Annotated in this window: 15 protein-coding genes; all 15 read left to right on the top strand. The window is 46.6% G+C overall.

Going from position 1 to position 12,630, the window contains the following annotated elements; all coding sequences use genetic code 11:
- Positions 1-465: diaminopimelate decarboxylase family protein (locus AC9UEY_RS03325; protein WP_509537740.1), on the top strand; the 465-nt coding region annotated here is incomplete at its 5' end.
- Positions 466-498: 33 nt separating this feature from the next.
- The gene (locus AC9UEY_RS03320) at positions 499-1,794 is read left to right on the top strand and encodes a homoserine dehydrogenase (RefSeq protein WP_509537738.1); all 1,296 of its coding nucleotides are present in this window, start codon (positions 499-501) and stop codon (positions 1,792-1,794) included.
- Positions 1,794-2,879, top strand: a complete 1,086-nt coding sequence (gene thrC / locus AC9UEY_RS03315; RefSeq protein ID WP_509537735.1) for a threonine synthase — start codon at positions 1,794-1,796, stop codon at positions 2,877-2,879. Before AC9UEY_RS03320 ends, thrC begins: the two co-directional genes overlap by 1 nt.
- Positions 2,880-2,884: 5 nt before the next feature.
- The gene (gene thrB, locus AC9UEY_RS03310; protein WP_509537732.1) at positions 2,885-3,814 is read left to right on the top strand and encodes a homoserine kinase; all 930 of its coding nucleotides are present in this window, start codon (positions 2,885-2,887) and stop codon (positions 3,812-3,814) included.
- Positions 3,815-3,960: 146 nt separating this feature from the next.
- Entirely contained in the window at positions 3,961-5,523 is a 1,563-nt protein-coding gene (gene rho / locus AC9UEY_RS03305) for a transcription termination factor Rho (protein ID WP_509537729.1), read from the top strand.
- A gap of 105 nt (positions 5,524-5,628) precedes the next feature.
- On the top strand, positions 5,629-5,844 hold the full coding sequence (gene rpmE, locus AC9UEY_RS03300) for a 50S ribosomal protein L31 (RefSeq protein WP_509537726.1): 216 nt from the start codon (positions 5,629-5,631) through the stop codon (positions 5,842-5,844).
- A 102-nt stretch (positions 5,845-5,946) separates the two neighbouring features.
- Positions 5,947-7,029, top strand: a complete 1,083-nt coding sequence (prfA, locus tag AC9UEY_RS03295; protein ID WP_509537723.1) for a peptide chain release factor 1 — start codon at positions 5,947-5,949, stop codon at positions 7,027-7,029.
- A 1-nt stretch (position 7,030) separates the two neighbouring features.
- Positions 7,031-7,879 (top strand): peptide chain release factor N(5)-glutamine methyltransferase, encoded by an 849-nt coding sequence (gene prmC / locus AC9UEY_RS03290; protein WP_509537720.1) that lies wholly within the window; start codon positions 7,031-7,033, stop codon positions 7,877-7,879.
- A gap of 2 nt (positions 7,880-7,881) precedes the next feature.
- Positions 7,882-8,526 (top strand): L-threonylcarbamoyladenylate synthase, encoded by a 645-nt coding sequence (locus tag AC9UEY_RS03285; protein WP_509537717.1) that lies wholly within the window; start codon positions 7,882-7,884, stop codon positions 8,524-8,526.
- A gap of 25 nt (positions 8,527-8,551) precedes the next feature.
- Positions 8,552-9,814, top strand: coding sequence for a serine hydroxymethyltransferase (gene glyA, locus AC9UEY_RS03280; RefSeq protein WP_509537714.1), 1,263 nt, complete (start codon positions 8,552-8,554; stop codon positions 9,812-9,814).
- A gap of 9 nt (positions 9,815-9,823) precedes the next feature.
- Entirely contained in the window at positions 9,824-10,903 is a 1,080-nt protein-coding gene (locus tag AC9UEY_RS03275) for a glycosyltransferase family 4 protein (RefSeq protein ID WP_509537711.1), read from the top strand.
- Complete coding sequence (locus AC9UEY_RS03270) at positions 10,900-11,331, top strand: Cg1360 family ATP-synthase-associated protein (protein WP_509537708.1); 432 nt, start codon at positions 10,900-10,902, stop codon at positions 11,329-11,331. The genes AC9UEY_RS03275 and AC9UEY_RS03270 overlap by 4 nt, the downstream gene beginning before the upstream one ends.
- 11 nt (positions 11,332-11,342) lie before the next feature.
- On the top strand, positions 11,343-11,531 hold the full coding sequence (locus AC9UEY_RS03265; RefSeq protein WP_509537705.1) for a hypothetical protein: 189 nt from the start codon (positions 11,343-11,345) through the stop codon (positions 11,529-11,531).
- A gap of 114 nt (positions 11,532-11,645) precedes the next feature.
- On the top strand, positions 11,646-12,431 hold the full coding sequence (atpB, locus tag AC9UEY_RS03260) for a F0F1 ATP synthase subunit A (RefSeq protein ID WP_509537702.1): 786 nt from the start codon (positions 11,646-11,648) through the stop codon (positions 12,429-12,431).
- Positions 12,432-12,451: 20 nt separating this feature from the next.
- On the top strand, positions 12,452-12,630 hold a 179-nt coding region (locus tag AC9UEY_RS03255), incomplete at its 3' end, for an ATP synthase subunit C-like protein (RefSeq protein ID WP_509537746.1).

Below are 12,630 nucleotides of genomic sequence, written 5' to 3'. Positions count from 1 at the left end.
CAGATTCCAAGAGTTTCAATTGAACCAGGCCGGGCAATTGTGGGACCAACCATGTTTACCTTGTATGAAGTTGGCACAGTAAAAGATGTGACCTTAGAAAACGGCACCCATCGTCGCTACATTTCCGTAGATGGCGGAATGAGCGACAACATTCGACCATCTCTCTATGGCGCTGAATACACAACAATTTTGGCTAATCGCACTAGCACCGCAGCTCATGTTTCTAGCCGTTTAGTCGGAAAGCACTGCGAAACTGGCGACATTGTTATTCGTGAGATTGATTTGCCTGATGACATCGTGCCAGGGGATTTATTAGCTGTCCCTGCAACTGGTGCATATGGACGCAGTATGGCCAGCAACTACAACCATGTGCCAAGACCACCAGTAGTTGCAGTAAAAGATGGAAAAGCTCGCGTAATTGTGCGCCGAGAGACTGAAGCTGATCTGCTTCGCCTCGATATTTAACGCCGATCTAGTCATCTATGAAAGAATGGCGCCATGAACTCGGGCGTCAAAACAATCACAATTGGAATGCTTGGCTGCGGCGTTGTGGGCAGCCAGGTTGCCCGCCTGCTCCAAGATGATGAGCAAGAGCTTTCGGAGCGCTCAGGAGCGCTGCTTAAGTTGAGCAAAGTTGGTGTTCGCACAACAGGTGCGCGAGATGGTGTTGAGTCCTCTTTAATTACAACTGACCTTAAATCAATTGTTTCAGATCCAAGCATCAACATCATTATTGAAGTGATGGGTGGAATCGAACCTGCTAAAGCTTTAATCCTTGAAGCGATCAAAAATGGTAAATCTGTCATCACTGCAAATAAGGCGTTGCTCGCAACTCATGGACATGAATTATTTAACGCCGCAGATGCCGCTGGTGTGGATTTGTATTACGAGGCGGCAGTAGCAGGTGCGATTCCAATCATTCGTTCTATGCGCGAATCACTTGCTGGTGATCAAATCACTCGTGTCATGGGAATTGTTAATGGAACAACAAACTATATTCTTACAAAGATGCATGAAGAAGGCCGTGCCTTTGATGATGTTCTAAAGGAAGCGCAAACACTTGGTTATGCCGAAGCAGATCCAACTGCTGACATTGAAGGACATGACGCAGCAGCAAAGGCGGCGCTCCTTGCCAGCCTTGCTTTTCACAGCACAGTTGTAATCGATGAGGTGTATTGCGAAGGAATTACACATATTTCATCTGAGGATGTCATTGCTGCGAAGTCAATGAACAGTGTCATTAAATTGCTGGCAATTGCAGAGCTAACAGTTAAAGATGAGATTTCAGTTCGTGTGCATCCAGTGATCTTGCCTATGGCCCACCCACTTGCCTCTGTTCGTAACGCATTTAACGCTGTCTATGTGGAGTCTGAAGCTGCTGGCCAGCTGATGTTCTACGGTCGAGGAGCAGGTGGTGCGCCAACTGCATCAGCAATCCTTGGTGATTTAGTCGCTGTTGCCCGCCATGCTGCTTATTCAACTGTTGGTTATGGTGAATCAGATTACGCCGACCTAGATATTGCTCCTATTGGCGCGGTTAAGTCTCAATTCTTTGTGCGCCTACATGTTGCTGATAAGTCAGGTGTTTTGGCCGCAATTGCACAAACATTTGCCAGTGAAAGCGTTTCTATCCAAACAGTTCGACAATCAGGTCTTGGCGCAGATGCTGAATTAATCGTGGTTACACATGCCGCAACAGAGGATGCACTAGATGCGTGCGTAGAAAAGTTGAAGAGGATGGAAATTGTCAGCAAAGTCGAAAGCGTAATTCGCGTTGAGGGGGCATCTGCCTAATGGGTCTTTTTACAAAAAGAGATAGCAGAGCGCATCAATGGCGCGGAGTTATTGAGGAGTACCGTCACCGTCTTCCGGTAAGCGACAAGACTCCTATTATTTCTCTGCGTGAAGGTGGAACACCCTTAATTTATGCATGCAATCTTTCAGAATTATTAGGAAACGATGTGTGGATCAAGTATGAAGGCCTAAACCCAACAGGTTCTTTTAAAGATCGTGGAATGACAATGGCGATTTCAAAGGCAGCAGAGGATGGAGCAAAAGCTGTTATCTGCGCATCAACTGGAAACACATCTGCATCTGCGGCTGCCTACGCTGCTAAGGCAGGAATGCGTCCAGCTGTTTTGATTCCTAAAGGCAAGATTGCAATGGGAAAGCTGGCACAAGCAGTTATTCATGAATCAACAATTTTGCAGGTCAATGGCAATTTTGATGATTGCTTAACGCTAGCTAAGGAACTTTCAGAGAATTATCCAGTCGCACTTGTTAACTCTGTTAATCCATATCGAATCGAAGGACAAAAGACTGCAAGTTTTGAAGTTGTCGACATGCTTGGTAATGCACCAGATATTCACGCGCTCCCTGTTGGTAATGCAGGAAACATCACTGCATATTGGAAGGGATATAAGGAGTACAACAAGGATGGTCTCTCAACGAAGCTACCAATGATGTATGGATTCCAAGCAGCAGGTGCTGCACCGATTGTTAAGGGCAAGATCGTTAAGAATCCAGAGACAATAGCAACTGCAATTCGTATTGGTAATCCTGCTTCATGGCAGCAAGCAATCGAGGCCCGTGACACATCAGGTGGCGTTATTGACTCTGTTACTGATCGTGAAATCTTGAGCGCATACCGCCTCATTGCAGCCAAAGAAGGTATTTTCGTTGAGCCTTCATCTGCCGCAGGTCTTGCTGGGCTCATTAAATACAAGAAGGCTGGCAAGCTACCGCAAGGTAAGACAATTGTTATAACTGTTACAGGACATGGCTTAAAAGATATTCCTTACGCACTAGAGGCTGCCAAGAAGCCGGTAGTTGTTCCAGTGAACGCGAAGATTGCAGCTAAAGCATTGGGACTTGCGTAAAAGCCATGAAGCCAACATTTAAGGCACAACCTGTTCAGGTTCAAGTTCCTGCCTCTAGTGCGAACTTAGGACCTGGTTTTGATTGCCTTGGATTAGCACTCAATATGAATGATCGTTATATGGCACAAGTGATGGATGAACCCGGTGTCGACATTGATGTCACTGGTGAAGGCGCCGACCATGTACCAACAACAGATAAGAACTTAGTTATTAAAGCAATGCATAAAGGTTTTGATTTCTTAGGGGGTCGCCCTCGCGGTATTTCATTACGTCAACTAAATGTAATTCCACACGGTCGAGGACTTGGCTCATCTGCAGCAGCAATCGTTGGTGGTTTAGCACTTTCACGAGCACTTGTTCTTGGTGGCAATGAACGCATGTCGACTGAAGATATGTTGAACATTGCCAATGAAATGGAAGGCCATCCAGATAATGTCTCAGCTGCTATTTATGGCAGTGCAAACTTGGCATGGCAAGAATCCCAACGCGGTCATGTTGTTGCGCAATCCTTAAACTTTGAAGTTGATCCACGTATTGGTGTTCTTGCATTTGTTACATCAACAGAGCTATCAACCTCAAAAGCTCGCAAGATGTTGCCTGAATCAATCCCTCACAGTGATGCGGTCAAGAACTCAAGTAACGTTGCAGTGTTGCTTCAGGCATTACAGCACCGTCCAGATCTATTGCTAGGTGCAACGCAAGATTACTTACATCAGGCCTATCGCAAGGATGCGATGCCTAACAGCTTTGCCTTGATGACAAAGCTTCGAAGTGCCGGAGTAGCAGCCTTCATTTCAGGTGCGGGTCCAACAGTGCTGGTTCTTCACACAGGTGGGGAATCAGAGGCTGCTGAGTTAGAGCGGGCGGCAGGGGATAAGTTCCACATGATTTCTCTGGGCATTTCACGCGCAGGCGTAAGCGTCGTGAGCGCTTAATTTTGCGATTTTGCGCCCTATCCTGCTAACCTTTACACATCTGAACGGCACATCTAGCGGCCAGTAACACATCAGATAATTTCAAAAAACAAAAATCCCAGGTTCTTTAGGATTTAAGCCCTAGAACCAATAGTGAAAAGATATTCATGACAACAGAAATTGAACCAGTTCGCTCACAAAGTCCAGAGCTTGCTGCCATGACCCTTCCAAAGTTAAAGACAGTTGCAACACAACTGGGTGTCGATGGCGCAGCAAAGATGAAAAAGGACGCACTTGTCGAAGCGATTGCCGACTTGCAGGCTAAGAACCGCGATGATGCCAAGGCTGAACGCGAAGCTCGCCGCGAAGCACGGAACAACCGCAAGAAGGATTCAAAGCCGGCACAAAACAATCAGGATTCAGATGATGATGGTGATGATTCATCACCGGCACCACAGACAAACAACGACCGTGGTGGTCGTAATGACCGCTTTGATCGCAATGACCGTGGTCGTGGACGTGACCGCAACCGTGATCGAAACCGCGATCGTGCACCACGCGAAGAGCGCGAACCAGTTATTAGCGAAGATGATGTTCTAGTTCCAGTAGGTGGTTTGCTCGATATTCTTGAAAGCTACGCATTCATTCGCACAGCTGGATACCTACCAGGACCAAACGATGTTTATGTTTCATTGCAGCAGGTTCGAAAGAACGGTCTGCGCAAGGGAGATGTTGTTACAGGCCAAGTTCGCCAGCCTCGTGAGGGTGAAACAAAGCAGAAGTTCAACGCACTGATAACTCTTGAAACAGTTAACGGAATGACTCCTGAAGAGGCACGTAATCGTGTTGAGTTCGGAAAGCTAACTCCACTTTATCCTCAAGAGCGTTTGCGCCTTGAGACTGAGCCAAATATTCTGACAACACGTGTGATCGACTTGATCGCACCCATTGGTAAGGGTCAACGCGGTCTTATCGTTTCGCCTCCAAAGGCCGGTAAGACAATGGTTCTTCAAGCAATTGCCAACGCGATCACAACGAATAACCCAGAGTGTCACTTAATGGTTGTTCTAGTTGATGAGCGTCCAGAAGAAGTTACAGATATGCAGCGCAGCGTTAAGGGTGAAGTTATTGCTTCAACTTTTGATCGCCCTGCCGATGACCACACAACAATTGCTGAACTTGCAATCGAGCGCGCAAAGCGTCTTGTTGAACTTGGTCACGATGTAGTTGTTCTTCTTGACTCAATCACACGCCTTGGTCGCGCATATAACATCGCAGCACCTGCTTCAGGCCGCATCCTTTCTGGTGGTGTTGATTCTGCTGCCCTATATCCACCAAAGAAGTTCTTCGGTGCTGCTCGTAATATTGAAGATGGTGGATCACTCACGATTCTTGCAACTGCCCTCGTTGATACAGGTTCTCGAATGGATGAAGTTATCTTCGAAGAGTTCAAGGGAACTGGAAACATGGAGTTGATCCTTGATCGCCGTATAGCTGACAAGCGCATCTTCCCTGCAGTTAACGTTGTTGCTTCAGGTACACGTAAGGAAGAAATCCTTATGGGTTCAGAAGAGCTCAACATTGTGTGGAAACTACGTCGTGTTCTTCACGCACTAGAGCCACAAGCTGCTCTCGAACTGCTGCTTGAGAAGATGAAGGGCACTAAGTCCAACGTTGAGTTCTTGATGCAGATTCAGAAGACAACTTCGGGTCCAGACGACTCAAAGTAAGCGTAAATTTCTCAAATGTAGGCTTATCGCTTACCCTTGGGGTCTGTTAACCGTCCGTTTGGTTCACTCAGAAATGAGACCCAAACACGAATATAAGGAATAACCATGAAGCCAGAGATCCACCCAGAGTACAAAGACACCCAAGTTACTTGTGGTTGTGGCGAGAAGTTTGTAACTCGTTCAACAGTAGCAAGCGGTTCAATTTATGTTGAAGTGTGTTCTGTATGCCACCCGTTCTACACAGGCAAGCAGCGCATCCTTGATACTGGTGGTCGCGTGGCTAAGTTCGAAGAGCGCTTCGGTAAAAAAGAAGCAAAGTAGCTTTCTAAAGAAACCGCATCGCAGCCCTTGAGGGTTGCGGTCGCGGTTTTTTTATTTCTCTAACTTACCTTGGACTAACTACGAAATAGAAAGGAGCAGCCAATGAGTAATGATCGCTTTGCATCAGCACATGAGATGGTGCGCGAATACGCCGAGCTAGAAGCAAAGATGGCTGATCCTTCTATCCATGATGATCAAGCAAATGCGCGCAAGCTTGGTCGACGCTATGCCCAACTAGGTCCTGTCGTTGCGGGTTTCAAAGCATGGAAGTCATCTGAAGAAGATTTATTGGCTGCGGCAGAATTGGCCGCTGTTGATCCAGAGTTTGCTGCCGAAATTCCAGCAATTGAAGCAACTCGTGATGCGGCTGCTTTAAAGTTAGAAGAGTTGTTATTGCCACGTGATCCCAATGATGATCGCGATGTTATTTTGGAAGTTAAAGCAGGTGCGGGCGGTGATGAATCAGCGATTTTTGCTGGTGACCTATTACGCATGTATATGCGTTATGCCGAAAAGCACAATTGGAAAGTTGAAATCATTGATGCCACCGAAAGTGAAATGGGTGGTTACAAAGATATTTCTGTAGCGGTTAAGTCAAAGGGAGTAGCAGCACCTGGAGAATCTCCCTATGCGCGTTTGAAGTTTGAAGGTGGCGTTCACCGCGTGCAGCGCGTGCCAGAAACTGAAAGTCAGGGACGTATTCACACATCTGCAGCAGGAGTGCTTATTTTGCCTGAAGCAGAAGAGGTAGATGTTGATCTCAATATGAATGATGTGCGCGTAGATGTTTATCGCTCATCAGGTCCTGGTGGTCAATCAGTTAATACAACTGACTCTGCAGTGCGTTTAACCCACGTCCCAACCGGAATTGTTGTCTCTTGCCAGAATGAAAAGAGCCAACTTCAGAACAAGGAGTCTGCCCTTCGTATTTTGCGTGCTCGTCTTTTAGCTGATGCTCAAGAAAAGGCTGAGGCGATCGCCTCTGCAGAGCGCAAGAGCCAGGTCAGAACAGTTGATCGTTCAGAGCGAATTCGCACATATAACTATCCGGAAAATCGTATTAGTGATCATCGTGTTAATTACAAATCTAACAACTTAGATGCTGTCCTCAATGGGGATCTAGATGAGATGATTCAAACATTGCTAGATGCCGACAAAGCTGCGCGTTTGGCAAACGCTAACTAACATGAAGGTTAGGCAGATTCTGCTCGATTCTAAAGCGCAATTAGCTGAATCTGGTATTTCTGAAATAGATGCTGAGCATTTGTTGGCTCATGTTCTTGGTTTATCTCGAATGGATCTACACAACACTGTCTTGGTTGAATCAACTCTACTGGGCATTGAAGATAAAGATGTTCTTGAAGAGCAGTTCTATGATCTTTTAGATCGGCGACTTAATTTTGAACCACTGCAGTATCTAACAGGGACGGCTGGCTTTAGATATTTAAATATTGAAGTTGGTCCTGGGGTACTGGTCCCACGACCTGAATCAGAGCTACTTGTTGAAGCAGTTTTGCAGCACATAGAAAACTTGCCAACACCGGTAAGTGTTATTGATTTGGGTGCAGGATCTGGAGCGCTGTCACTTGCAATTGCAACAGAAGCTCCAACAACAAGGGTTATTGCAGTTGAAAAAAGCCCTGAAGCCTTGTTCTGGCTAAAGAAAAACGTTTCAGTTATTGCAGAAAATGTTAGGGTCGTTGAAGGCGATGTTGCAGATGTCTTGCCAGGCATTAAGTGCGATATTGTCATTGCTAACCCACCGTATGTTCCAGATTCTCAAGAATTACCACGAGATGTTGCTGGCTTCGAGCCACACATTGCTTTATTTGGTGGTCCAACTGGAATGGAGATTCCACAAATATTTATCACCGCTGCTAGCCGTTTGCTAAAGCCCGGGGGAGTCTTGGTAATTGAACATACAGAGGATCAAGGCTCAGCAATTGCTGCAGCACTTGGAGTAGATTTTCTAGAAATAGCCCTGCATGATGACCTAGTAGGTCGACCCCGTTGGACTAGTGCGGTGAGGAGGTAGCCATGGCAAAAGATATTGATCTAAAAAAGGGTGAACTAACTCGCCATGTTAATAAGGCTGCCAAAGCGATTGCCGACGGATACATCATCATTATTCCAATGGAAAATAGTTATGCCTTTGTATGCGATGCCTTTAGAGCAGACACAGTGCGACAGATGCATGTCTTGCGTGGAGATCCGTTGTTTACTGCAGCCCAAGTAATTGTTGGCAGCGTTAAAACAACTGAAGGAATTATTCGCGAAGTCACACCTGAGATAAAAGGGTTGATGAAAAAGTTTTGGCCTGGGATGGTTTCACTTAACTTGCGACCACAGCTAGGCCTTAGCTGGGATCTTGGTGATAACAATCAACTAGATCGTGTCAGCGTGCGAATTCCGCGAGCAAAGTTTGCAAAGGCACTTGCTGCACAAACTGGTCCATTGGCAATTGCAAGTGCTTCGCGTAAAGGGATGGCACCTGCAAAGTCCTTAGGTGACATCTTTGTTTTAGATTCTGATGTGGCACTCAAGTTTGATAATGGAAATCTTCGAAAAGGCCCAATTTCTACAGTTATTGAGGCTGATGAAACCGGCGTTCGGGTGCTGCGCGTGGGAGCCATCTCACTAGCCGAAATCAAAGCGATCGTTCCTGGCGCCACAGGCGAGTAAGTCCCAAGCCCTATAGAATTTGGCCATGTCCGAAACTTTCTATGGCCCAGATTTCAACCTATTAACCCAGCAGGATCCTGATGTCGCAGCGGTTCTTTTATCTGAACTCAAGCGCCAGCAGACCAACCTGCAGCTGATTGCATCTGAAAACTTCACATCACGCGCAGTCTTAGCCGCACTTGGCTCAACTTTGTCTAATAAGTATGCAGAGGGTTATCCAGGCAAGCGATACTACGGTGGATGCGAAGAGGTTGATACAGCTGAACTCCTTGCCATTGATAGAGCAAAGAGCTTGTTCGGCGCAGAGCACGCAAATGTTCAGCCGCACTCAGGTGCATCTGCAAACGTTGCGATCTACCAAGCATTTACTAAGCCAGGTGACACCGTTCTTGCAATGTCATTGGCACATGGTGGTCACTTAACTCATGGGTCCCCAGTTAACTTTTCAGGTAAGTGGTTTAACATCGAGTCATACGGTGTTCGCCAAGATAACGAGCTCATTGACTACGACCAGCTGCGCGATCAAGCGATTGCAACAAAGCCAAAGATGATTTGCTCAGGTGCAACGGCATATCCGTCACTTGTTGATTTTGCAAAGATCCGCGAAATTTGTGATGAAGTTGGCGCAATTATGTGGGTCGATGCAGCTCACTTCATTGGATTAGTTGCTGGTAAAGCTATTCCTTCACCTGTGCCATTTGCAGATGTTGTTTCATTTACAACACACAAAGTTTTACGTGGACCACGCGGCGGAATGATTTTGGCTAAGGCAGAACACGCAGCTGCAATTGATAAGGCAGTATTTCCTGGAATGCAGGGCGGACCAATTATGTCTGCAGTAGCTGGCAAGGCAATTGCGCTCGCAGAGTGTGCAACACCTGCTTATCAAAAGTATGCAAAAGATGTCATCGTTAACGCAAAGGCACTGGCAGCAGCACTTGAAGTAGAAGGGATGCGCGCAGTATCTGGCGGCACCCAAACTCACTTGGCTCTCATGGATATTCGCAGTACTGGCGTTACCGGCAAGGTTGCCGATGAGCGATGTGGGGCAGCAGGAATTGTTATGAACAAGAACTCAATTCCTTACGATCCAGAAAAGCCTGGCATCACAAGCGGTATTCGTGTTGGTTCACCTGCAACAACCACACAAGGAATGGGTGTTGAAGAGATGAAGCAGATCGCAACGCTGATCTCACGTGCTATCAAAACTGATGATGCATCAGCTCATACTGCGATCAAGAGTGAAGTTCATGCATTGACTGCGCGTTTTCCTATCTACCAGGCATAACACCTAGTAATGCGCGAGTACTTAATAACTCTGCTGATATCTGCAGCTTTGTGTTATTTGATTACTCCGATAGTTCGTACCCAAGCAGTTCGATTTGGCGCAGTTGCTGGTATTCGAGAGCGCGATATTCACAGCACACCAACTGCAAGGTGGGGCGGAGTGGCGATGTGGGCGGCAATGGCCCTTACCTTCCTCATCGTTAGCAATCTTCCTCTTGTCGGAAAATCTATTGGCCATGAAGCTCAAGGAATATTTCTGGCAGCAACGTCAATTGTTTTGTTAGGAATGGCAGATGATCGCTTCGAACTAGATGCGCTCACAAAGCTTGCCGGACAAGTTTTCACCGCTGGTATTTTGTTGCTCTATGGAATTCAAATCTTGTGGCTGCCAATTAATGGTGTCATTACCTTGCCCCCAAGCATCGGGCAGCTGCTCACGGTGCTCATTGTTCTAGTTGTCATTAACGCTGTTAATTTCATTGATGGAATGGATGGACTTGCAGCAGGTGTTGTTGCGATTTCAGGCATTGCCTTTTTCGCCTTTGCCTACCTTTTGGCCGTTGATTACGGCTTTAGTCGCGCAGGGGCACCATCGCTGATAACAGCGGTTTTAATTGGTATTTGCCTTGGTTTCTTGCCTCATAACTTGAGCCCAGCAAAGATTTTCATGGGCGATAGCGGCTCGATGCTTCTCGGTCTATTGCTATCTGTATCTGCAATAACTTTAACTGGCCAGGTTGATCCCAATGCAATCTCTGCAGAAAAATTAGGACCGACTTTATTGCCACTTTTGCTTCCCTTTGCGGTCCTTGCAATTCCATTCTTAGATTTAGTACTTGCGGTCAGTCGTCGAATCAAAGCTGGAAAATCGCCTTTTGCACCGGATAACTTGCACCTGCACCATCGATTGTTGAGTGCGGGTAACTCCACAGGCCAGACTGTGTTGATCGTGTATTTATGGACTGCAACAATTGCATTTCCTGTGACTGTTTTAGCTTTTGCCCCATGGTGGATTGCTGTATTGACTGCGCTCTTTTTTGCATTACTAAGTGCAGCTGTGATGAAATATAGAAAAAAGGTCGTGGCATGAGCCAGCCAAGTAATGAGTCGCAATTATTACGAGGGGCATTTGTTCCAACGCTCATCGTAAGTATTGTTGCAATTGCTGTATCGGCAGTTATTCAGGGGAAGAGTGGTTTTTGGGGCGCGCTGCTTGCACAGTTTGTAGTCATTATCTTCTTTGTCATTCACATCGCTGTCTCACGCATGACTCGTAATCTGGATCCAATTTCAACGATGGCAATGGCGCTATTTTCTTACTTTGCCAAGCTCTTTGCTTTGGGGATTTTGTTATGGGCTATCTCCAAGTACACAGACCGGGCCACTATTAACCGAATCGCCTTTGGGGTCACTGCGGTAGCTCTTACGATCGCCTGGCTATGGGGAGAGATTGCCAGTTACATGAAACTGCGCCTACATTTACCTCTGCCCGTCACCAACAAGTCCGTCAACGATTAGAAGGAGTCACCATGGCAAGCCGCGATGAAAATGCAATGTGGTCCATCTTTGGGTACCTCTTATCCGGTCTGGTTTTCTGGGGCGGCATCGGCTATGGGTTGGACAAGTGGCTGGATAAGGGGATTTTCACCCTGATCGGCCTGCTCGTGGGAATCAGCGGGGCCATCTATCTGGTCTGGCTGCGCTTTGGCCGCGAGTGACCTGCTCCACCTCAAATTACCCTGCTTCGATTTCTCATAAATAACCCCTCTCCCATAAGGTTGCTCCGTCTTCCCGTTAGATCGAACAGATTAATTGGCCTGTGAGGAGTTTGCGTGCGCGTTCTAGTGCGTTCTGCTGAAGGTGAAGGATTCGTCCCACCAAGCACTAAAGACTTCGAACTCCCTCCAATTTTTGGTGACAATGTATACACAACTAAGCCAATTCTTCTTGTCTTTCTCTCTGTAATTTTGATTTCAACATTCTTTATTTTGTCTGCGCGCAAAGCAGCAATTGTCCCAAGCAAGTTCCAATTTGCTGGTGAATCTGTGTACTCATTTGTGCGTGAAAACTTGGCTAAAGAGGTCATCGGTCACGAATTCATGCGTTTTGTGCCATACCTATTTACCTTGTTTACATTTATTTTGGTGAACAATCTCTTTGGAATTATTCCGATCATCCAGTTCCCAACGATGTCGCATGTGTCATTCCCCTATGTTTTGGCGTTGTCTACGTATTTGGTCTTCCACTACGTAGGAATTCGCAAGCAAGGGGCGTTTAAGTACTTCAAGGAAATCTTGTTTATGCCTGGTGTTCCAAAAGCTGCATACATTTTGATTACACCTCTTGAAATTCTCACATTCTTTGTTGTGCGGCCACTAACACTTTCACTTCGTCTTTTTGCAAATATGTTTGCGGGTCACTTGTTGTTGCTCGTGTTTATCTTGGGTGGAGAACATCTACTCCAAGGTGTTATTGGTTTGAAGTTGATCAGCCCATTTGCCTTCGGTATCGGCATTGTGTTGACCTTCTTTGAATTCATGGTCCAATGCTTGCAGGCGTACATCTTTACTCTGCTCGCAGCTCTATACATCGCCGGCGCCCTTGCCGACGAGCACTAATAGGAAATAAGGAGAAATAAATGGAAGGCACACTCAACCTTGTTGGTTTCGGCCTCGCAGCAATCGGTCCGGGTATCGCAACAGGACTTATCTTCGCTGCATACATCAACGGCGTTGCACGTCAGCCAGAAGCACGTAGCGTTCTACAGCCAATCGCGTTCCTAGGTTTCGCGCTTGCTGAAGCTCTCGCACTCTTCGG

The sequence above is a fragment of the Candidatus Planktophila sp. genome, assembly GCF_040402275.1.
Taxonomy (GTDB): domain Bacteria; phylum Actinomycetota; class Actinomycetes; order Nanopelagicales; family Nanopelagicaceae; genus Planktophila.
The sequence above is the reverse complement of the archived record's forward strand: the minus strand, read 5'-3'. Positions and strand labels throughout refer to the sequence as shown.